The sequence below is a fragment of the Micromonospora sp. NPDC004336 genome (assembly GCF_053602615.1).
Genome location: NZ_JBSGDY010000107.1, coordinates 1 through 21,451, shown reverse-complemented (window position 1 = coordinate 21,451; position 21,451 = coordinate 1). Strand labels below are relative to the sequence as shown.

The 21,451-nt window shown below is 74.3% G+C and carries 19 protein-coding genes; 11 read left to right on the top strand and 8 right to left on the bottom strand.

The genetic code is table 11. The features are described 5' to 3' along the window. A partial coding sequence (locus tag ACWENR_RS20700; RefSeq protein WP_452278613.1) for a hypothetical protein occupies window positions 1-904 on the bottom strand: 904 nt, incomplete at its 3' end. Between the two features lie 602 nt (window positions 905-1,506). Here ACWENR_RS20700 and ACWENR_RS20695 point away from each other — a divergent pair. Then, window positions 1,507-2,745, top strand: coding sequence for a S8 family peptidase (locus ACWENR_RS20695; protein ID WP_452278612.1), 1,239 nt, complete (start codon window positions 1,507-1,509; stop codon window positions 2,743-2,745). A gap of 68 nt (window positions 2,746-2,813) precedes the next feature. Here ACWENR_RS20695 and ACWENR_RS20690 read toward each other — a convergent pair whose 3' ends face one another. Then, a complete protein-coding gene (locus ACWENR_RS20690; protein WP_452278611.1) occupies window positions 2,814-3,374 on the bottom strand; it encodes a GNAT family N-acetyltransferase in 561 nt (186 codons plus the stop codon). Beyond that, a complete protein-coding gene (locus tag ACWENR_RS20685; RefSeq protein WP_452278610.1) occupies window positions 3,371-5,437 on the bottom strand; it encodes a penicillin acylase family protein in 2,067 nt (688 codons plus the stop codon). The genes ACWENR_RS20690 and ACWENR_RS20685 overlap by 4 nt, the downstream gene beginning before the upstream one ends. Before the next feature lie 98 nt (window positions 5,438-5,535). On the opposite strand from ACWENR_RS20685, the gene ACWENR_RS20680 reads away from it, so the two are divergent. From ACWENR_RS20680 to ACWENR_RS20650, 7 genes are all read left to right on the top strand, one after another. Continuing rightward, window positions 5,536-6,246, top strand: a complete 711-nt coding sequence (locus ACWENR_RS20680; RefSeq protein WP_452278609.1) for a siderophore-interacting protein — start codon at window positions 5,536-5,538, stop codon at window positions 6,244-6,246. Further along, window positions 6,243-7,481 (top strand): MFS transporter, encoded by a 1,239-nt coding sequence (locus ACWENR_RS20675; RefSeq protein ID WP_452278608.1) that lies wholly within the window; start codon window positions 6,243-6,245, stop codon window positions 7,479-7,481. Before ACWENR_RS20680 ends, ACWENR_RS20675 begins: the two co-directional genes overlap by 4 nt. A gap of 143 nt (window positions 7,482-7,624) precedes the next feature. Next, window positions 7,625-9,181 (top strand): pyridoxal phosphate-dependent decarboxylase family protein, encoded by a 1,557-nt coding sequence (locus tag ACWENR_RS20670; RefSeq protein ID WP_452278607.1) that lies wholly within the window; start codon window positions 7,625-7,627, stop codon window positions 9,179-9,181. 32 nt (window positions 9,182-9,213) lie between these two features. Next, window positions 9,214-10,506, top strand: coding sequence for a lysine N(6)-hydroxylase/L-ornithine N(5)-oxygenase family protein (locus ACWENR_RS20665; protein ID WP_452278606.1), 1,293 nt, complete (start codon window positions 9,214-9,216; stop codon window positions 10,504-10,506). Beyond that, the gene (locus ACWENR_RS20660; protein WP_452278605.1) at window positions 10,503-11,108 is read left to right on the top strand and encodes a GNAT family N-acetyltransferase; all 606 of its coding nucleotides are present in this window, start codon (window positions 10,503-10,505) and stop codon (window positions 11,106-11,108) included. The genes ACWENR_RS20665 and ACWENR_RS20660 overlap by 4 nt, the downstream gene beginning before the upstream one ends. Further along, entirely contained in the window at window positions 11,105-12,916 is a 1,812-nt protein-coding gene (locus ACWENR_RS20655) for an IucA/IucC family protein (protein WP_452278604.1), read from the top strand. Before ACWENR_RS20660 ends, ACWENR_RS20655 begins: the two co-directional genes overlap by 4 nt. Continuing rightward, window positions 12,913-14,418 (top strand): MFS transporter, encoded by a 1,506-nt coding sequence (locus ACWENR_RS20650; protein WP_452278603.1) that lies wholly within the window; start codon window positions 12,913-12,915, stop codon window positions 14,416-14,418. Before ACWENR_RS20655 ends, ACWENR_RS20650 begins: the two co-directional genes overlap by 4 nt. A 238-nt stretch (window positions 14,419-14,656) precedes the next feature. Here ACWENR_RS20650 and ACWENR_RS20645 read toward each other — a convergent pair whose 3' ends face one another. The 4 genes from ACWENR_RS20645 to ACWENR_RS20630 all read right to left on the bottom strand — a co-directional run bounded on the left by ACWENR_RS20645 (window position 14,657) and on the right by ACWENR_RS20630 (window position 17,039). Then, complete coding sequence (locus ACWENR_RS20645) at window positions 14,657-15,214, bottom strand: NADPH-dependent FMN reductase (RefSeq protein ID WP_452278602.1); 558 nt, start codon at window positions 15,212-15,214, stop codon at window positions 14,657-14,659. Window positions 15,215-15,226: 12 nt separating this feature from the next. Then, window positions 15,227-16,162: an ROK family protein gene (locus ACWENR_RS20640; protein WP_452278601.1), complete on the bottom strand. Its 936-nt coding sequence runs from the start codon at window positions 16,160-16,162 to the stop codon at window positions 15,227-15,229. Between the two features lie 6 nt (window positions 16,163-16,168). Beyond that, window positions 16,169-16,522 (bottom strand): DoxX family protein, encoded by a 354-nt coding sequence (locus ACWENR_RS20635; RefSeq protein WP_452278600.1) that lies wholly within the window; start codon window positions 16,520-16,522, stop codon window positions 16,169-16,171. 85 nt (window positions 16,523-16,607) lie between these two features. Beyond that, entirely contained in the window at window positions 16,608-17,039 is a 432-nt protein-coding gene (locus ACWENR_RS20630; protein WP_091106401.1) for a type II 3-dehydroquinate dehydratase, read from the bottom strand. A 334-nt stretch (window positions 17,040-17,373) separates the two neighbouring features. On the opposite strand from ACWENR_RS20630, the gene ACWENR_RS20625 reads away from it, so the two are divergent. The 3 genes from ACWENR_RS20625 to ACWENR_RS20615 are packed head-to-tail and all read left to right on the top strand — an operon-like array spanning window position 17,374 to window position 20,400. Beyond that, window positions 17,374-18,537, top strand: a complete 1,164-nt coding sequence (locus ACWENR_RS20625) for a DegT/DnrJ/EryC1/StrS family aminotransferase (protein WP_452278599.1) — start codon at window positions 17,374-17,376, stop codon at window positions 18,535-18,537. Continuing rightward, complete coding sequence (locus tag ACWENR_RS20620; RefSeq protein WP_452278598.1) at window positions 18,534-19,667, top strand: Gfo/Idh/MocA family protein; 1,134 nt, start codon at window positions 18,534-18,536, stop codon at window positions 19,665-19,667. The genes ACWENR_RS20625 and ACWENR_RS20620 overlap by 4 nt, the downstream gene beginning before the upstream one ends. Before the next feature lie 37 nt (window positions 19,668-19,704). Then, the gene (locus ACWENR_RS20615; protein ID WP_452278597.1) at window positions 19,705-20,400 is read left to right on the top strand and encodes an HAD-IA family hydrolase; all 696 of its coding nucleotides are present in this window, start codon (window positions 19,705-19,707) and stop codon (window positions 20,398-20,400) included. 151 nt (window positions 20,401-20,551) lie between these two features. Here ACWENR_RS20615 and ACWENR_RS20610 read toward each other — a convergent pair. Then, on the bottom strand, window positions 20,552-21,451 hold a 900-nt coding region (locus ACWENR_RS20610), incomplete at its 5' end, for a condensation domain-containing protein (RefSeq protein WP_452278596.1).

Below are 21,451 nucleotides of genomic sequence, written 5' to 3'. Positions count from 1 at the left end.
CGCTCCAGCTCCATGACCAGCGCGACGTCGCCGCTCCACTTCTCGTACTCGTCGAGCAGCACCAGGAACAGCGGGGTGGCGTCCACCGACCCGTATCCGGCGACGCGTACGCCTTCATGGTGTTCTTGTTGTAAGAGATGAAGCTCGGGCACCGGCTGGCCGGGGCGCTCACGGTGCCGCCGTCGCCGATCTTCTCACCGGTCTTCGCGGCGTAGAAGGTCAGCGTGTAGCGCGACGAGACGTAGTCGATCGTGACCTGCTTGCCCGAGCTGGTGTACTGGCACTTCTTCGGGGTGCCCTCGCTGCCCTCCACGAACTTCAGGCAGCCGACCACGGAGACCGACTCGAAGTCGGCGCTCTTGGCGTAGTACGGCTTGTTCGAGGCGATCGACTTCGACGACCAGAACGTCGGCCGGTCGGGGTTGTTCGAGAAGGTGTACGCCTTCGCCCCGGACGGCCCGCTGTAGGGCGCCGCGTTCAGGATCTGGCTGCCCTCGCAGACGTCGGCCAGGTCGCTGGAGTAGCGGGCGGTCACCGCGTTGTTGCCGTTGGGCTGCTCCGACTCGGACTGCTCCGGGCTGGGCGAGGGGTCGGTGCCCGAGTTGCTGGCGGTCGGGTTGGCGCTGGCGGACGCGACCGGGGTGGGATCGTCGTCGTCGTTGTTGACGAGGAAGAAGCCGATTCCGCCACCGCAGAGCACGAGCAGGACCACCACGGCGGCCGCGGACAGGCCGATGATCAGGCCCTTGTTCGACTTCTGCGGCGGTGGGACGGGGGCCCCGAACTGCGGCGGCTGCCCGGGCTGGCCGTATCCGGGGTACCCGGCCTGCGGGGCCGGCGGCCCGCTCCACGGGGTGACGTTCGGGTCCGGCTGCCCTCCGTACGGGGGGTGACTGTCGGTCATCTGAAGCCCTTATCGCTGTCGACGTGTGCCCAGGCACGGGGATCATGCAACAGGGTAGTGAGCGCGCCAAATCGCGCCAGTTGTCGACGAGGGGCCGGAGGCCCCGTTGGCGTCGGCGACCACCCGGGGCGGTCACGCTGCGTGTGCGGCACGCGCCCTTGCGTCGATGCGGTCAGCGGCGGGATCGGGGGGTCGCGGGCGCGGATCCCGGCCGCCGGCGCGGGAATCGGGCCTCGGGTCGCCCCGGTGCCGACCCGGGCCGGCCCGGGACGGCCGACGTGACGGAGATCACTGCAACGGGGGCGAGGTCGACGCGACGGCGGCCGGGGGCGCCGGGGCGCCGCGCGGTCCGGGGGCCGGTCGAGGTGTGCCGCGCCGCGGCCGGCCGCTCCCGCCGCGATCAACCTGGCGTGCTGACGTATCTCAATGGAATGCCGCCTCACGCAAGGGGTTCACGTCGACATCTTCAACATCCTCCTCAGATTGTGAACACCAAAGAAATACACGTACGTGAATGTGATGGCTAAGGTTTCCTCATCGTTCACCGCCTCGGCGGTGCGCCACGAGCCGCCCGCAGGCCACGACAGTAGGAGGACCGGGAGATGACACTCCCTCGCACTCAACGGCGTATCCTCGCCGGCGCCGTCGGCGTGCTCGCCAGTGCCGCCATGGTCACCACCATGATCGGCTCCCCGGCGGCGGCAGCCCCGGCGACCGGTGAGATCCGCGGCGCCGGCGGCGCGACGGCCGTGACCGGCAGCTACATCGTGGTGCTCAAGGACAGCGGCGTCGGCGGTCGCGCCGGCACCCGCCAGGCCGAGGTGCGCAGCGCCGCCGACACGCTCGCCGCGCGCTTCGGCGGGACGGTGGGGCACGTCTACGGCGACGCCCTCAACGGCTTCGAGGCGCGGCTGTCGGAGCGGGCCGCCAAGCGCCTCGCCGCGCACCCCGCCGTCGACTACGTCGAGCAGAACCACACCGTGTCGCTGGCGGCCACCCAGAGCAACCCGCCGTGGGGCCTGGACCGCATCGACCAGCGGGCCCTGCCGCTGAGCCGCAGCTACACCTACAACAGCAGCGGCACGGGCGTGACGGCGTACATCATCGACACCGGCATCCGGACCACGCACGTCGACTTCGCCGGCCAGGCCGTCGACGGCTACGACGCGATCGACAACGCGCTGCCGGCCGCCGACTGCAACGGCCACGGCACGCACGTCGCGGGGACCGTCGGCGGCAACACCTACGGCGTGGCGAAGAACGTCCGGCTGGTGGGCGTGCGGGTGCTCAACTGCCAGGGCAGCGGCACCTGGGCGCAGGTCATCGCCGGCATCAACTGGGTGACCTCCAACCACCAGGCGGGTCAGCCGGCCGTGGCGAACATGAGCCTCGGCGGCTCCACCAACGCGTCGCTGAACACCGCGGTGGCGAACTCGATCGCCGACGGCGTCACCTACGCGGTGGCCTCCGGCAACTCGAACGCCAACGCCTGCAACTTCTCGCCGGCCTCCGTGTCGACGGCGCTGACCGTCAACGCCTCGCAGAGCAACGACGCCCGTGCCTCGTTCTCCAACTACGGCACCTGCACCGACCTCTTCGCCCCGGGCGTGAGCGTCCTGTCGGCCTGGTACAACAGCGACACCGCCACCAACACCATCAGCGGCACCTCGATGGCCTCGCCGCACGTCGCCGGCGCTGCCGCCCGGGTGCTCAGCGTCAACCCGAGCTGGACCCCGGCCCAGGTCCACTCGTACCTGGTCAGCCAGGCCACGCCGAGCGTGATCACCAGCCCGGGCACCGGTTCGCCGAACCGGCTGCTCTACCTCGCGCCCACCTTCTGACCGTCGCGTCACCGCACCGGCCCCGGGGCCTTCCGCCCCGGGGCCGGTTCGTTCCGGCGCACCGCCCGTCAGACCGGTACGGGGTGGTCCGACTCGAACCGTTCCCTGGTCAGGAACGCCAACCGGGCCCGCTTGTCGGGCATGTCGACCTCGTCGCCGAAGGTGAAGCCCTCCCGCTCCAGCCGGTCCAGCGCGCGCTGGTTGCGCACGTCGGGCTCGACCACGACCCGCTGCCGCGTCGGGTCGCTGAACAGGAACCGGACCAGCGCCGAGCCGACGGCGGCGGTGAGGCCGCGCGGCGGGCGGTTGCCGGGCGCGAGCAGCAGGTGCATCCCGACGTCGCCGGGCCGGACGGCGTAGCGCTCGCCGACCGGGTCCGCCTCCGGCTGGTAGGTCTGGAACAGGCCGACCGGCGCGTCGTCGAGCATGATCAGGTACGCGTGGTGGGTGGCGAGCCCGTCAACGAACTCGTAGATCTCCCGCACGTCGTCCACCGAGTACGACCCCATGCCCCAGAACGACGCCCGGGGCTCGGTCACCCAGCCGTGCACCAGCCCGGCGTCGCGCTTCGGGTCGAGCACGACGAGCGACAGCTCGCCGAGCCCGGGGATGCTCTCCTGATATGTCACGGTGTCTCTGCTCCTGGTTCCGGGGTGAGTTCTCGCCAGTCGGTGACCACCGGGGCCAGCGCGCCGCCGGCCCACAGTGGCAGTTGGTCGTCGAAGTGCGCGTCGCCGGGCCGCCCGGACGCGCCGAACGGCACGACCCACCGGCTCCGCGCCCGGTCGGTCAGGTCCCACACGTAGCGGGCCACCGGGCCGCGCCAGCACGCGTCGGACACGCCGGGGACGCTGGAGGTGGCCAGCACGCACTCCGTGTCGCCGGCCAGCGCGACCCGCGCCCGCATCGCCTCCACCGCCGCGCCGACCGCCGGCGCCACCCCGAGGTGGACCGGGTGCAGCAGGTGCCGCCGCCCCCACGGCTGCGGCGGGTCGCCCGACGCGACGTCCGCCAGGGCGGCGGCGGCCACCGGGTCGACGTCGCCGCCGAGGCGGTGCAGGCCGGCGACCACGCCGTCCAGGGCGTGGCCGATGCGCGACAGCGGGTCGGTCCACGGCGCGAACAGCCCGTCGAAGGCGCTCGGGGCGTGCAGCGGGCGCAGGCTCGGGTGCTCGTGCAGCCGGCGGGCCAGGGCCGCGCGCCAGGCCGCGAACGCGCCCGCGTCGGCGCTGTCGGCCCGCATCCGCCCGTCCCAGGCGAGCAGCCGGTCCCGCAGGCGTCGCGCCGGCTCGCCGAGGCCGTCGGGGTCGAGCCGGTCGAGCGCGCCGCGCAGGGTCGTGGCCGCCAGCCGGGTGTCGGTGTGTACGGCCTCCGGGCCGGCGCCGTCGGTCAGCAGGGCGCGGATCCGGCGGGCGCGGTGCGGCGGGGCGAAGTCGGCGCCGAGGTCGGCGGTGTCGGGGCGGCGGTCGTTGGCGCACACCGCGACACCGTCGACGCGGGTGCGGCGCGGCGGCGCGTAGTCGCCCCGCCACCGGTAGCGCGGGTCCCAGCCGGGCACCGGCTCCCGCCGGCACCGCTCGTCGCGGACGGGCACGAGCCCCGCGACCAGTTGGGCCACCGCCCCGCGCCGGTCGGCGACGAGGACGCTGTTGACCGGCTCGACCCAGTCCCGCAGCGCCTCGGCGACGTCGTCGACGCCGCGCGCCCGCAGCAGCGGCAGCAGCGCGTCGAAGCCGAGCCGTGCCTCGACCCGTACGGGGGCCCGCAGGCTGAGCGCCTCGCCGGTGCCGCGATCGTGGTCGATCACCGGCCCGCGCGGGGTCTCGATCACCTCGACGGACTCCGGTTCGCCGCCGCGCACCGCGATCCGCTCGACGTGGCGGTGCGCCGGCACCCAGCCGTCGGCGTCGCGGACCAGCACGCGGTCGCCGTCGCGGCGCAGTTGCTCCCGGTAGAGGTCCTGGTAGTCCGCCATCGCGTTGGTGACGGCCCAGGCCACCTCGCCCGCGTGTCCGAAGTGGGGCAGCCCGGGGACGCCCGGGAACGCGAGGCCGAACACGTCGAACTCGGGGCAGGCGAGGCGCACCTGCTGGTAGATGCCGGGCAGTTCGAGGATGCGGTGCGGGTCGCCCGCGACGACCGGCGCCCGGCCCGTGCCCGGGTCGCCGGGCACCGCCCAGGCGTTGCTGCCCGACCCGCCGGGCCCCTCGACGGCGAACAGGCCGGCCGCCGCCGGGCCGAGGGTGGCGGCGACGTGGGCGTGCCACAGCTTGTTGGGGAAGGTGGAGAAGAGCACGTGCTGGACGAGGAAGACGCCCAGCGGCGACCACGGCCGCCACGGGCCCGGCGCGCAGCCGACCGCCGCGAACTCGGGCGCGGCGGCCGCGCCCTCGGCCAGCCCCTCGTTGACCCCGTCGACGTAGGCGCCGACCCAGCGCCGGGTGGCGGGGGCGAGCCGGTCGAAGCAGCGCCGTGCGGTGTCGTCGAGGCGGGCCCGGCGGGCGAACCTGTCCCAGCCCAGTTCGGCGGGGCCGACGTGTTCGGCGAGGCGGCCCTCCGAGCGCCACCGCTCGACCTCGATCTGCCAGGCCCGGTCGAGGGCGGCCACCCGCCCCTGCAACCGGGCGAGGTCGTCGACGGTGTCGGCGCGCAGGTGGGGGATCCCCCACCGGTCGCGATAGACCCCGGTCATCGCGGCGCTGACCGTACGGGCGGCCGTACCGCCTGCCACAGGAACATCAACTTAGGTTACCCTCCCCTAACTGAGGTGGACCTTACCTGGAGGGGTGCGTGAAGCGGAACTGGGAGGCCCTGGTGCTGAAGGCCATGGGCGGTCGGGATTTCCGGCTGACCGTGCTCGGCGCCGAGGCGGTCGGTGGGAACTACCGCCGGCTGCGTATGGACGGCGGCGGGCTGCTGGAGACGTACGGCGTCCACCCCACCATGTGGGTGCGGCTGTGGTTCGACAACGACGGCCGTCCGCACCAGCGCGCGTACACCCTCGTGGACCCGGACCCGGCGACCGGCCGGTTCGACCTCGAGTTCGCCATCCACGACGGGTGCGCCGCCCGCTGGGCCGCCGCCGCCGAGCCCGGCGACACCATCGACGCCACGATGCAGGGCAGCGCGTTCAGCCTGCCGGACCCCGCGCCCCGGCACCTCTACCTGGTCGGCGACGCCGCCTCGCTGCCGGCCGTGAACAGCCTGCTCGACGCGGCCCCGGACGTCCCGGCGACGGTCTGGCTGGAGTACGCCGACGAGGGCGAGAAGGCCCTGACGCCGCGCGCCCGGGACCGGCACGAGGTCACCTGGGTGCCGCGCCGCGACGAGGGGCGGCACCTGGTCGACACGGTCTGCGCGGCCCTGCCCGCCGCCGACGACGCGCACTACTGGGTGGCCTGCGAGGCGGCCAGCACGCGCGGCATCACCAGGCACGTGCGGCGGACCCTGGGGGTCGGCAAGCACCAGCTCACCTCGCTCGCCTACTGGAGCGCCAGGTGAGGGGTCGGCTCGGTACGCTCACCGCGCTCTACGTCACCCAGTACCTCGGCATCGGCTTCATCACCGTCGGGCTGACCGCCATCCTGCGCGACGGCGGCACCTCGCTGGACACCCTGGCGCTGCTCCAGGTCGTCGGCCTGGTCTGGCCGGTCAAGTTCCTCTGGGCGCCGATCCTCGACCGGTACGGCTCCCGCCACCGGGGCCACTACCGGTCCTGGCTGCTGGTGCTCCAGGGCGGCCTGGTGCTGGCCCTGCTGGCCCTGCTGCCGTTCGACCGCCCGGCCGAGCGGCTCGGCCCGGTCGTCGCGATCTGCCTCGCGTACGTGTTCCTCTCCGCCACGCAGGACATCGCCGTCGACGCGGTCGCCGTGCGGCTGCTCTCCGAGCGGTCCCGGGGCGCGGGCAACGGGATCCAGGTCGCCGCGAGCTACGTGGGCAACCTGCTCGGCGGCGGCGCCTGCGTCATCGTCTACGACCGGTTCGGCTGGGTGCCCGCGATCCTGCTGCTGGCCGCGCTGACCGCCGTCGGCCTGCTGGTGGTGTGGCGGTTCCGGGAGCCCGCCCGCGCCGACCGCGTGCGCACCGGCGAGGCGTACCGGGCGCTGCTGTCGGTGTTCGGCCAGCCCGGCTGCCGGTGGTGGACCTTCGTCGTGGTGCCGCTGGTCTACACCGGAGCCGGCGCGGCGTACGCCCTCGTCACGCCGGCCCTGGTCGACGCGGGCTGGTCGCTGGGGCGGATCGGCGTGGTGACCGGCGTGGTCACCAGCGTGCCGGCCGTCGCGGCCGGCCTGGTCGCCGGCCTCGGGATCGGCCGGTTCGGCCGCGCCGGCGTGCTCGTCGCCGGGGGAGCGGCGCTGGCCGCGTCCACGGCGCTGCTGCTGCCGCTGATGACCGGCCGGGCCCCGCTCGGCGGGACGGTCGCCGCGCTGTGCTGCTTCATGGCCGCCTACACCGTCGCCAACGTGGTGCTCTACACGGTCAACATGGACTACTCCCGGCCCGGCACGGGCGGCACCGACTTCACCGTGTTGTCGTCGTTCGGGCTGGTCTGCTCGTTCGTGGCCGCCTCGCTCGCGCTGGCCGCGGCCGAGATGGTCGGCTATCCCGCCGTCGCGGTGGCCTCCGTCGTCCTGGTGGCGCTCGGCGTCGCGGCCGGCGTGGCGCACCAGCGGCGGTTCCGGCGGGCCGCTCCGGCGACGCCGGGGGAGCGGGTGCCGGCGACGGTTTCGAACTGAGCGACATCGATATCACTCGGCAACAATGTTGACACGAACTTAGGTTAGGGTAACCTAAGTTCGCTTGATCACCGGATCACGCGCGGAAGGCGACGTCCACCGTCCCCCGCCATCGTGTCCACTCCCGACCGTTGAGGACCCGCATGAGCCTGCCCGGATCCACCGTCCCGGCGCCGTCGACCGGGGCGACCCCCGGCACCGACGGCGCCCGCGCGCACCTGTTCACCGCCGGCACGGTCGACGACTACCGGCGGGTGCTCGCCGCCGGCGTCGACCGGGTGGCGACCCGGGTGGCCGGCGCGGACCGGCCGTTCACGGGTGTGACGCCGGACGAGCTGGCGCCGCGCATCGCCGGCATCGACCTGGACCGGCCGCTCGGCGACACCGACGCCGCGCTCGACGAACTCCAGGACGTCTACCTGCGCGACGCCGTCTACTTCCACCACCCCCGCTACCTGGCGCACCTCAACTGCCCGGTGGTGATCCCCGCCCTGCTCGCCGAGGCGGTGCTCAGCGCCGTCAACTCCTCCCTGGACACCTGGGACCAGAGCGCCGGCGGCACCCTGATCGAGCGGCGGCTCGTCGACTGGACGGCCGAGCGGATCGGCCTCGGCCCGGCCGCCGACGGCGTCTTCACCAGCGGCGGCACCCAGTCCAACCTCCAGGCGATGCTGCTGGCCCGCGAGGAGAGCTGCGCCCGGGAGGCCGGCCGGTCGGCCGGACGCCCGTCGCGTCCGGAACTGCTGGCCCGAATGCGCATCATCACCTCGGCCGCCGGCCACTTCAGCGTGCAGAAGGCGGCCAGGCTGCTCGGCCTCGGCGCGGACGCCGTGCTCACCGTGCCCACCGACGCCGAGCGGCGGATGCGTACCGACGAACTGACCCGCGAGATCGACCGCTGCCGCCGCGACGGCCTCGTGGTGGCGGCCGTGGTCGCCACCGCCGGCACCACCGACTTCGGCACCATCGACCCCCTGCCGCAGATCGCCGACATCTGCGCCGCCGCCGGCGTCTGGCTGCACGTCGACGCCGCGTACGGCTGCGGGTTGCTCGTGTCGCCGACCCGGCGGCACCTGCTCGACGGCATCGAACGGGCCGACTCCGTCACCGTCGACTACCACAAGTCGTTCTTCCAGCCGGTCAGCTCCAGCGCCCTGCTGGTGCGCGACCGGCGGACGCTGCGGCACGCCACCTGGCACGCCGACTACCTCAACCCGGCCCGCATGGTCGAGCAGCGCATCCCCAACCAGGTCGACAAGAGCCTCCAGACCACCCGCCGGTTCGACGCCCTCAAGCTCTGGCTGACGCTGCGGATCATGGGCCCGGACGCGATCGGCGCGCTCTTCGACGAGGTGGTGGACCGCGCCGCCGACGCCTGGCAGATGCTCACCGAGGACCCCCGCTTCGAGGTGGTCACCCGGTCGCAGTTGAGCACCGTGGTCTTCCGCTACCTGCCGACCGACGCCGGCCGCGACGTCGTCGACGAGGCCAACCTGCACGCCCGCGAGGCACTGGCGGCCTCCGGCGCCGGGCTCGTCGCCGGCACCAAGGTCGACGGCGCGCACCACCTCAAGCTCACCCTGCTCAACCCCGAGACCACGCGGGACGACATCGCCCACGTCCTCGACCTCGTCGCCGAGCACGCCGGCTGGTACGCGCGGACCAGGGCCGCCGCCGAGCTGTCCTGCCCCGTCGGCTGACGAACGACCCCCCCCCCGTCATGGAGAAGCGCATGTCCACGTACGACTTCATCGCCGTCGGGCTGGGCCCGTACAACCTGGGCCTGGCGTGCCTGACCGAGCCGATCGACGACCTCGACGGCCTCTTCCTGGAGGAGCGGGAGACCATCAGCTGGCATCCCGGGATGCTGCTGGAGTCCACCCGCCTCCAGACGCCGTTCATCGCCGACCTCGTCACCCTCGCCGACCCGACCTCGCCGTACTCCTTCCTGGCCTACCTCAAGGAGTCGGGCCGGCTCTACCCGTTCTACATCCGGGAGAGCTTCTTCCCGCTGCGCAGCGAGTACGACGACTACTGCCGCTGGGCCGCCGCGAAGCTGCGCAACGTCCGGTTCGGGCACCGGGTCACCGCCGTCGAGTACGACCCGACCGACGAGCACTACGTCGTGCGTTCCACCGTGGCCGGCACCGGGGAGCGGGTCAGCCACCGCGCCCGGCACCTCGTGCTCGGCACCGGCACCCCGCCGTACGTCCCCGACGCCTGCCAGGGGCTCGGCGGCGACGCCATCCACAACTCGCGCTACCTGGAGCACCGGGCCGCGCTGCGCGCCAAGCGGAGCATCACCGTGGTCGGCAGCGGGCAGAGCGCCGCCGAGATCTACCACGACCTGCTCGGCGACATCGACGCCCACGGCTACCAGCTGAACTGGGTCACCCGGTCGCCGCGGTTCTTCCCCCTCGAATACACCAAGCTGACCCTGGAGATGACCTCGCCGGACTACGTGGACTACTTCCACGCCCTGCCGGAGGCGACCCGCTACCAGCTGGAGTCCGCGCAGAAGGGCCTGTTCAAGGGCATCAACGCCGACCTGATCAACGACATCTACGACCTGCTCTACGCCAAGAGCCTCGACGGACCCGTGCCGACCCGGCTGCTGACCAACACCGAGCTCACCACCGCCGCGTACGACGGCGGGACGTACACGCTGGGGCTGCGCAACGTCGAGCAGGGCCGCGACCTCACCCTGGACACCGAGGGACTGGTGCTGGCCACCGGCTACCACTACCGCGTTCCCGAGTTCCTGGAGCCGGTGCGGGACCGGATCCGGTGGGACGGCCACGGCCGCTTCGACGTGGCCCGCAACTACAGCATCGACCACACCGGCCGGGGCATCTTCCTGCAGAACGCCGGCACCCACGCGCACAGCGTCACCTCGCCCGACCTCGGCATGGGCCCGTACCGCAACTCGTATATCATCCGGGAGCTGCTCGGCCGCGAGCACTACCCGATCGAGAAGCGCATCGCGTTCCAGGAGTTCGGCGCGCCGGCCGGGGTCGCGTCGTGACCGACGCGCTCTACCGCCGCGTCGACGACCGGCTCGGCGAGTTCGCGCTGCGCGCCCTCGACCCCGACGCCGACGCCGCGCTGCTGCACCGCTGGGTCACCCACCCCAAGGCGGCGTTCTGGCTGATGCAGGACGCCGACGTGGCCCGCGTCGCCGAGGAGTACCGGCGCATCGCCGCCCACCCGCACCACGACGCGTTCCTCGGCCTGCACGACGGCCGGCCCGCCTTCCTCGCCGAGCGGTACGACCCCGCCCGCGTCGAACTGGTCGGCCTGTACGACGCGGCCGACGGCGACGTCGGCATGCACTTCCTCTGCGCGCCGACGGACACGCCGGTGCACGGCTTCACCCACGCGGTCATCACCACCGTGATGGCGTGGCTGTTCGCCGATCCGGCCACCCGGCGCGTCGTGGTCGAGCCCGACGTGCGCAACACGGCGGTGCACGCGCTCAACGCGGCCGTCGGCTTCACCGTCGTCGACCGGATCGCCAAGCCCGAGAAGGACGCGCTGCTCAGCGTCTGCACCCGCGCCCAGTTCGAGGCCGCGACCGGCGCCGCCCACACCCCTCCCGCCGCAACCCGAGGAGACCTGCCCACGTGAACCCCTCCGCATCCGTGGCCCACCTGACGCCGGAGAGCTGGGCCCGCGCCAACCGGCTGCTGGTCCGCAAGGCCCTGGCCGAGTTCGCCCACGAACGGCTGCTCACTCCCGCCCCGGTGCCCGCCGGGACGGACGGCCCCGGGGCGGGGGAGCGCCGCTACGAGGTGCGCGGCGACGACGGCGAGGTGGTCTACCGGTTCGCCGCCGACCTGCTGGCCCTGGACCACTGGCGGATCGACGCCGACAGCGTCACCCGCCACCGCGGCGACGCCGAGCTGCCGCTGGACGCCCTCGAGTTCTGCCTCGACCTGCGCGGCGCGCTGGGCCTGAGCGACGAGATCCTCCCCGTCTATCTCGAGGAGATCAGCTCCACCCTGGCCAGCACCGCGTACAAGCTCGACAAGCCGGCGACCAGCGCCGCCGACCTCGCCCGCGCCGACTTCCAGACCATCGAGACCGAGATGACCGAGGGCCACCCCGGCTTCGTGGCGAACAACGGCCGCATCGGCTTCGGCATCGACGAATATCGCGCGTACGCCCCGGAGGCGGGCCAGCCGGTGCGGCTGATCTGGCTGGCCGCGCACCGCGACCGGACGACGTTCACCTGCGCCGCCGACCTGGACTACGACACCCTGCTGCGCGCCGAACTCGGCGACGACACTCTCGCCCGGTTCGCCGACACCCTGACCGGGCTCGGCCTCGACCCGGCCGACTACCTGCTCATCCCCGTGCACCCGTGGCAGTGGTGGAACAGGATCAGCGTCACGTTCGCCGCCGAGGTCGCGCGGCGCCGCCTCGTCTGCCTCGGCCCCGGCCCCGACGAATACCTGGCCCAGCAGTCCATCCGCACCTTCTTCAACGTCACCGACCCGACCCGGCACTACGTCAAGACCGCCCTGTCGGTGCTGAACATGGGCTTCATGCGGGGGCTGTCGGCCGCGTACATGGAGGCCACCCCGGCCATCAACGACTGGCTCGCCGACCTGATCGCGGGCGACGAGGTGTTCGCCCGCACCGGGCTGACGATCATCCGCGAGCGCGCCGCGATCGGGTACCGGCACCTGGAGTACGAGGCGGCCACCGACCGGTACTCCCCGTACCGCAAGATGCTGGCGGCGCTGTGGCGGGAGAGCCCGGTGCCCGGCCTGGCGCCCGGGCGGCGGCTGGCCACGATGGCGTCCCTGCTGCACACCGACCGCGACGGCCGCTCGTTCGCCGCCGCGCTGATCGCCCAGTCCGGGCTGGCGCCGCGGGTGTGGCTGCGCCGCTACCTCGACGCCTACCTCACTCCGCTGCTGCACAGCTTCTACGCCCACGACCTGGCCTTCATGCCGCACGGCGAGAACGTCATCCTCGTCCTCGACGGCGGCACGGTCGAGCGGGCGATCTTCAAGGACATCGCCGAGGAGATCGTGGTCATGGACCCGGAGGCCGACCTGCCGCCGCAGGTGGGACGGGTCCGGGCCGACGTGCCGGAGGACATGAAGCTGCTGTCGATCTTCACCGACGTCTTCGACTGCTTCCTGCGCTACCTCAACGCGATCCTGGCCACCGAGGGCGTGCTGGACGAGGAGACCTTCTGGCGCACCGTCGCCGAGTGCGCGGCCGACTACGCCGACAGCGTCCCGCACCTGGCCGACCGGCTGCGCCGCTACGACCTGTTCGCCCCGGAGTTCGCGCTGTCCTGCCTCAACCGGCTCCAGCTGCGCAACAACCGGCAGATGGTCGACCTGGCCGACCCGTCGGCGGCGCTGCAACTGGTCGGCACCCTGGCCAACCCCATCGCCCGCTTCGCGCCGACCCGATGACCGCCGTCACCGCCACGCCGGCCGTCGGGGCCGCCCTCGGCACGGACGGCCGGGTGCGGGGGCGGTGGCTGATCCTCGGCGTGCTCTGCCTCGCCCAGGTCACCGTGGTGCTCGACAACACCGTGCTGACCGTGGCGATCCCCGTGCTGACGACCGAGCTGTCCGCCAGCACCGCCGACGTCCAGTGGATGATCAACGCGTACGCCCTGGTCCAGTGCGGCCTGCTGCTCAGCGCGGGCAGCGCCGCCGACCGGTACGGCCGACGGCGGATGCTGCTGGCCGGCCTCGTGCTGTTCGGGCTCGGGTCGCTGGCCGCCGGGCTCGCCCAGACCAGCGGCCAGCTGATCGCCGCCCGGGCCGGCATGGGCGTCGGCGGCGCGCTCCTGGTGACCGCCACCCTCGCGGTGGCGATGCAGGTCTTCGACGACGCCGAGCGGTCGCGGGCCATCGGGCTCTGGGCCGCGGCGAGCGCGCTGGGGTTCGCGGCCGGGCCGCCCTTCGGCGGGCTCGTCCTCGCCCACCTGCCGTGGGGCGCGATCTTCCTGGTCAACGTGCCGATCGTGCTGCTCTGTCTGGTGGCGTCGTGGGCGCTGGTGCCGGAGTCGCGCCGCCCGGGCGGCGGGCGCCTCGACCTCGGCGGGGTGCTGCTGTCCACGGCGGGCCTCACCGGGGTCGTGTACGCGATCATCGCCGGGCCGGAACGGGGCTGGACCGCCCCGCCGGTGCTCGGCTCGGCGGGCGCGGGCGTGCTCCTGCTGGCCGCCTTCGTCGCCTGGGAGCGGCGGGTCGCCGACCCCATGCTCGACATGCACTTCTTCCGCAGCCGCCGCTTCGTCGGGGCGGTCTCCGGCGTCGTTCTGATCACCTTCGGGGCCACCGGCGCGCTGTTCCTGCTGACCCAGCACCTCCAGTTCGTGCGCGGCTACCCCGCCTGGGAGGCGGGGCTGCGGATGGTGCCGTTCGCGCTCTCCATCGTCCTGCTCAACGTGGCCGGCGTCGCCGCGCGGGTGATCCGGCGGCTCGGGCTGGCGTGGTCGATCGCCCTCGGCATGACGCTGCTCGCCGGCGGTCTCGCCCTCGTCACCCACGCCCCGTCGGACGGCTACGAGGTGCTGCTGCCCGGGCTGCTCATGATGGGCGCCGGCTGCGCCCTGGCCAACCCGGCCATCGTCGAGGCGGTGATGAGCGCCATCCCGCCGGAGAAGGCCGGGGCCGGGGCCGGGGTGGACGGCACCATGACGGAGGTCGGCAGCAGCCTCGGCATCGCCGTGCTGGGCGCGATCCTCAACGCCCGCTTCGCCGCCCTGCTGCCCGCCGCCCTGGCCGGCGCGGGATCGTTTCCCGCCGCCCTGGAAGCGGCGCGGAGCGAGGCCGAACGCGGGGCCGTCTCCGAGGCGTTCCGCTCCGCGCTGGAGACCGGCCAGACGGTCGGCGCCGTGGCGGTCTTCGCCGGCGGCTGCGTCGCCGCCGCGCTGCTGCGCCGCGCCGAGCGGGCCGGCTGAGCCCGGCGCTCACCGCCCCCTCGGCCGCCGCGTCGTCGACGGGGGCGGGCGGAGCGCACCCGCCGGCCCGGGGGTCCGGGCCGCCAGGCGTGGGCCGGCCGTCAGGGCGTGGTTCGGCCGGTCATGGCGCGGTCCGGGCCGGTCGGGCGTGGGCCGGGCGGTCGGGCGTGGGCCGGCTGGTCAGGGCGCACGCCGGGCGTCAGGGCGCACGCCGGGCGTCAGGGCGCACGCCGGGCCGTCAGGCGCGCAGCGTCCGCAGCGCGCCGGCCCAGGCGACCACCTCGTCGAGCATGGTGCCGACGGCCTGCTCGTGCGGGGCCGCCGGCCGGAAGTCGCGGAAGTTGACGAAGTCGCTCGTCAGGGAGAGCGCGACCTGCGAGCGGACGTCGGCCACGCCGAGCTGCCCGAGCACCAGCCGCAGGTGCTCCGCCGCCCGGGTACCGCCGTGCACGCCGTAGCTGACGAAACCGGCGGACTTGTGCTGCCACTCCTGGAACAGGAAGTCGACGGCGTCCTTCAGCGCGCCGGGAATCGAGTGGTTGTACTCCGGGGTGACGAAGACGAACCCGTCGCACCGGGCGACGGTCGCCGCCCACCGGCGTACGGCGGGGCGGGTGGACGGCGCCATCGACGGCGGCAGCACCTCGTCGAAGTGCGGCAGGCCGTAGTCGGCGAGGTCGACCAGCTCGGCGGTGAGGTCGCCCCGCTTGGCGGCGAGGTCACGTACCCAGCGGGCCACGACGTCCGCCTTGCGCCCGGGCCGCGTGCTGCCGGCGATGACGCCGATCCTGACCATGGTTGATCTCCTCTACGGGGTGGGAACGGGACTGGGCGGAGGCGGCGCCGCGGTCAGGCCGCGGGCCAGCTCCACCGCGCCGTGCAGGGACGACAGCCCGCCGAGGGCGGCGGGGAGTACCGGCGGCGCGGGGCGGCCGGGCCGGCCGGCCGAGCGGACCCGGTCGGCGACGAGCGGCACGAAGCCCGGCAGCCCGGCGGCGAACCCGCCGCCGACGATCGCCACCGCCGGATCCAGCAGCTCGCCGAGGCTGACCACCGCCGCCGCCAGCGCCCGGCAGGTCGCGTCGACGGCGTCGACCGCCCAGGCCCGGCCGTCGCGCAGTGCCGCCCGCAGCTCGTCGAAGCTCACCTCCGCGCCCCGGGCTGCGCCGGCGCGGCGCAGCGTGGCCGGGCCCGACGCGACCGACTGGAGGCAGCCGCGCCGGCCGCAGTCGCAGCGCGTACCGTCGAGGGCGACGACCATGTGCCCGACCTCGGCGGACGAGCGGCCGGGCACCGACCGGCCGGCCAGCACCACGCCGCCGCCGACGCCGGTGCCGACGCCCAGGTAGACCACGTCGTCGTGGCCGGCGTGCCGGGCCTCGGCCAGCGCGGCGAGGTCGCCGTCGTCGGCGACGGCCGTGGCCGTGTCGGGGAAGACGCGGCGCAGCGCGCCGGCGAGGTCCAGGCCCGCCCAGCCCGGCCGGCCGGGCCACGTCGTGACGGTGCCTGCCGCGTCCGTGGTCGCCGGCATCGCCACGCCGACCGCGCCGACCGGCCCCCACGCCCCGCGCAGCCGATCCACCTCGGCGGCCAGCACGGCCAGGTCCGCCGCCGCGTCGCCGCCGCGCGGCCAGTGGAAGACCCGGTCGTACGCGGGCCGGCCGGCCGCCTCGGCGCGCAGCGCCACCTTGGTGCCGCCGACGTCGACGCCCAGCACGCCGCCGTGGCGTCGCGGGTCGGGCACGACGGCTCAGCCCTCGAGGACGTGGAGGACCACCAGGGCCACCGCGGCGGCGGCGAAGATCACCGGCGTCAGGGTCATCGCGGCCGGGTCCTTCGCCCGGGCGTGGTAGACCACCGCGCCGACCATCTGCAGGGCGAGGCCGACGGCCGCCGCGATCCCCAGCGGCGCCCAGAGCAGCCCGAGCAGCAGGCCGGCGACGGCGGCGAGCTCCAGCACCCCGAGCACGCGGGTGAGGCCGGGGGAGACGCCCAGGTGGTCCATGCGCTCACGCATCTGCGCCTGCCCGGTCAGCTTCGGCACGGCGGTGCCGAGGAAGACCGCGGCGAGGATGGCGGTCAGGACGATGACGGGAATGTGCACGGATGGTCCTTCGCGTCAGGGGGCAGGATGCGCACGACCGTACCGGTGCACGGCCGGCGGCGGCAGGCGGCGGCGCGCCCGGTCCTCACGGGACGGTCGCGACGAGGGCGCGGGCGGCCAACCGGTAGCCCAGCGGCCCGAGCCCGACGATGACGCCGCTGGCCAGCGGGGCGATGACCGAGTCGTGCCGGAAGCTCTCCCGGGCCCAGACGTTGGACAGGTGCACCTCGACGAACGGCCGCGGATAGTTGGCCAGCGCGTCGCGCAGGCTCCAACCGGCGATCATCAGCGCGCCCGGGTTGACGATGGCGCCGACGGTGTCGTAGCGGTCCTGGATGGCCCGGATCATGGCGCCCTCGCAGTCGTGCTGCTCGGCCACCACCCGCCAGCCCCGCGCGGCGACCTCCTCGCCGACCGCCCGCTCGATGTCGTCGAGGGTGTCGGTGCCGTAGATCTCCGGCTCCCGCCTGCCGAGGATGCCCAGGTTCGGGCCGTTCAGCAGCAGCACGTCCGACACGCTTCACCTCGCGGGGGCACGGCCCTGTCCCCACAGGACCCGACGACTGGTCCTCCGCAGTCTTACCGGACGGCCGGCGTCGGGCGACCCGGCGGCGGCCGGGCGGCGGTGGACTAAGGGGTGCCTAGGGGCTGTTAGGGGAGGTGACGCCGCGCCCCGTTCGGTTACCGTCCTCCCTGCTGAGGCGATGCCGCCGGCCCCACGGGGGCGTCACCCGTCTCGAACCGGCCGTCCGGCGTCCCGGCGCGTCCGTACCGCGTACCGGCGGTCCCGGGTCGTCCCGCCCGATGTCCGGCGAAGCCCCTGGTCTGCCCGAGTTGGGAAGTGGGAAGTCATGAGTGGTCAGCCCTCGACGGTGTCGGAACTCCCCGAGTGGCCGCAGTTCGGTGACGAGGAGCGCGTCGGACTGATCCGCGCCCTCGAGCAGGGCCAGTGGTGGCGGATGGGCGGCAGCGAGGTCGACTCCTTCGAGCAGGAGTTCGGCGCGTACCACGGCACGCCGCACGCGCTCGCCGTCACCAACGGCACCCACGCCCTCGAGGTCGCCCTGGAGGTGCTCGGCGTCGGCCCCGGCACCGAGGTGATCGTCCCCGCCTTCACCTTCATCTCGTCCTCGCTGGCCGCGCAGCGCCTCGGCGCGGTCGCGGTGCCGGTCGACGTCGACCTGGACACCTACTGCGTCGACCCGGCCGCCGTCGAGGCCGCCATCACCCCCCGCACCAGGGCCATCATGCCGGTGCACATGGCCGGCCAGTTCGCCGACATGGACGCGCTGAGCAAGCTCGCGGCCGACGCCGGGGTGGCGCTGCTCCAGGACGCCGCGCACGCCCAGGGCGCGCAGTGGCAGGGCCGGCGGGCCGGCGCGCTGGGCTCGGTGGCGGCGTTCAGCTTCCAGAACGGCAAGCTGATGACCGCCGGCGAGGGCGGCGCCGTCCTCTTCCCCGACGAGGAGCTGCGCGAGCGGGCGTTCCTCGTGCACAGCTGCGGCCGGCCCCGCACCGACCGGGACTACCTGCACAGCACCACCGGCTCGAACTACCGCATGGGCGAGTTCACCGCCGCCGTGCTGCGCGCCCAGCTGGCCCGGCTCGACGCGCAGATCGCGGTGCGCGAGCAGCGCTGGCCGCTGCTGGCGAGCCTGCTCGCCGAGATCCCCGGCGTCGTGCCGCAGGGGCGCGACGAGCGCGGCGACCGCAACCCGCACTACATGGCGATGTTCCGGGTCCCCGGGATCACGCCGGAGCGCCGCCGCGCCGTGGTGGACGCCCTGATCGCCCGGGGCGTCCCGGCGTTCGTGGCGTTCCGGGCCATCTACCGGTGCGACGGCTTCTGGAAGGCCGGCACCCCCGACGAGTCGGTCGAGTCGATCGCGGCCCGCTGCCCGAACGTCGAGCAGATCCACGCCGACTGCGTCTGGCTGCACCACCGCACCCTGCTCGGCACCGAGCAGCAGATGCACGAGATCGCCACCGTGCTCGCCGACGTCCTCGCCGGATGACCGGGCCGGTCCCGGCCGCCGCGACCGACCGTCCGGTCCGGGTCGCGGTGGCCGGCCTCGGCTGGGCGGGGCGGGAGATCTGGCTGCCCCGGCTCGCCGCGCACCCGGGTTTCGCGGTGACCGCCGTGGTCGACCCGGAGCCGGGCGTCCGCGCCCGGGCCCGCGACGGCCACCACGTCCCGGCCGCGTACGCCGACGTCGACGAGCTGCCCGCCGACGCGGTCGACCTGGTCGTGGTCGCCGTGCCGAACCACCTGCACGCCGCCGTGGCCGCCCGGTTGCTGCGCCGGGGCGTGCCGGTGTTCCTGGAGAAGCCGGTCTGCCTGACCTCCGCCGAGGCGACCCTGCTCGCCGAGGCGGAGCGCGACGGCGGCGCGGTGCTGCTGGCCGGCAGCGCCGCCCGCTACCGGGCCGACGTCCGAGCGCTGGCCGAGGCGGCCGGCGAGCTGGGCCCGATCCGGCACGTCGACGTGGCCTGGGTACGCGCGCGGGGCGTGCCCGACGCCGGCGGCTGGTTCACCCGCCGCGACCTCTCCGGCGGGGGCGCCCTGGTCGACCTCGGCTGGCACCTGCTCGACACGGTGCTGCCGCTGCTCGGCCCCGCCCCGGTCACCCACGCCATCGGCAGCGTCTCCGGCGACTTCGTCAACGACGGCGCGGCCCACGCCGCCTGGCGGGGCGACGCCGCCGCCGGTGGCCGCGTACCCGGCGACGTCGAGGACACCGCCCGGGGCTTCCTGCTGACCGCCGGCGGGTCCTCCGTGGCGCTGCACGCCTGCTGGGCCTCGCACGAGTCGCTGGACCGCACCACCATCACGGTGCACGGCGCCGCCGGCTCGGCGACGCTGCGCTGCACCTTCGGATTCAGCCCCAACCGCGAGCCGGCACCCGCGCTGACCCGCACCCGCGACGGCGAGACCGTCCGGCTGCCGCTGGCCGGCGAGCCGATCGGCGCCGAGTACGACCGTCAGCTCGACGCCCTTCCCGGGCTGCTGGCGGACCCGACCGGCCGGGGCGTGGCCGTCGCCGAGGCGCGCCGCACCATCGACGTCATCGAACGGATCTACCACTCCGCCCGGCCCACCGAGCCGGAGCGGCAGCACGCGCTGGCGGGCCATCGCGACCGGTGAGAACCACCGTCGGCCCCACTCGCCTCCGGGAGCAGCCATGAGCCATCCACCGTCCACCGTCGAGGTGACCCCGCGATCGCCGCTGCCCGGCCCGATCCGCGCGGTCGTGTTCGACCTCGACGGCGTCGTCGTCGACAGCTCGGCCGTCATGCGGGAGGCGTTCAGCATCGCGTACGCCGAGGTGGTGGGCGACGGGCCGGCGCCGTTCGAGGAGTACAACCGGCACATGGGCCGGTACTTCCCGGACATCATGCGGCTCATGGGGCTGCCGCTGGAGATGGAGGAGCCGTTCGTCCGGGAGAGCTACCGGATGGCCCACCTGGTGCCGCTCTTCCCCGGCGTCCGGGAGACCCTGGAGACGCTGCACGCGAGGGGCGTCCGGATGGCCGTCGCCACCGGCAAGAGCGGCCCCCGGGCCCGCTCGCTGCTCGACACGCTCGGCGTGCTGGGGCTGTTCGACCGGGTGATCGGCTCCGACGAGGTGGCCCGCCCGAAGCCTGCCCCGGACATCGTGCTCCAGGCGCTCGGCCACCTCGGCGTGCCGCCGGAGCAGGCCATGATGGTCGGCGACGCGGTCATCGACCTGCTCAGCGGCCGGGACGCCGGCGCCACCGCGGTCGCCACCACCTGGCACGGCGGTGACCTCGCCGCGCTGCTCGCCGCCGGCCCCGACCTGGTCCTGCACGCCCCGACGGACCTGCTCGCCCACTGCCCCGCCGTCCTCGTCCACTGACCCGCACCGGCGGCACCCTGGTCGATCCAGCGCGTCACCTCAGGCAACGCTTCCGGGGCTGACGGCCCGGCGGGCCGTCAGCCCGGTCCCGGTCCTTCGCCGCCCCGGCCCGGAACTGCCGCACGGGCCGGGGCGGCGGCTGCGGGACCTGTCAGCGGGCCTCGTCGGCGGCCTCGGGACCGGCCCGCAGGAAGCGCAGCACGGCGGTGGCCAGCAGCTCGGCGACCTCCGGCGGGACCAGGTCGGTGCGGACCGTCACGCGTACGAGCACGTCCCCGTCGCCGGGCAGCACCTCGACGAGGCAGGCGCCCGACCACTCGCGGGCGTACGGCTCGACGACCTCCTCGGCGCGGCAGCCGGGCAGCTCCAGCGGAAGGACCACGTTGTCCTGGTACGCGAAGGTGGGCAGGCTGTTGGCCACCTCGCGGGACAGGCCGATGGCCGGGTCGGCGGTGCTCTCCAGGAAGGGGACGTCCTGCGCGGCCATCAGCTCGTCGATGCTCCGCTGCACGGCCCGCGGCAGGTCCCGCTCGGGGGCATCGAACCGGACGCGGAGGCAGTTGGAGTTGATCCTGCTCGTGAAGGTGGAGTCGAGGACGCGGCTGCCGCGCTGGGCGACGATCATCAGCATGCCGATGTCGTCCTGCCGGTGGACGGCGCGCAGGGCCGAGGCGTAGGCGGCGGCGAAGTAGGCGGAGCGGCTGAACCGGCGCTCGCGGCCGGCCCGGTCCCAGCGCTCCAGCACCTCGCGGCCGACGGTGACGGCGTGCCCGGTCTTCGGGCCCCACGCCGGCGTCTGCTCCAGCAGCTCCTGGGACCGGCCCTGGCCCTGTCGGGGCAGGCCGCGCAACTGTTCGCGCCAGTACGCCCGCTGCGCCGCCAGGTCGGCGGCCTCGCGCAGTCGGGTGTACTCGTCGTGGTACTCGCGCAGGGTGGGCGCGGGCCGGTCCCAGACGGGGGTGTTGCCGGTGGTTCGGGCGGTGTAGGCGTGGGTGAGGTCGCGTACGAGTAGTGAGTGTGACCAGCCGTCGAAGGCGATGTGGTGGATGCC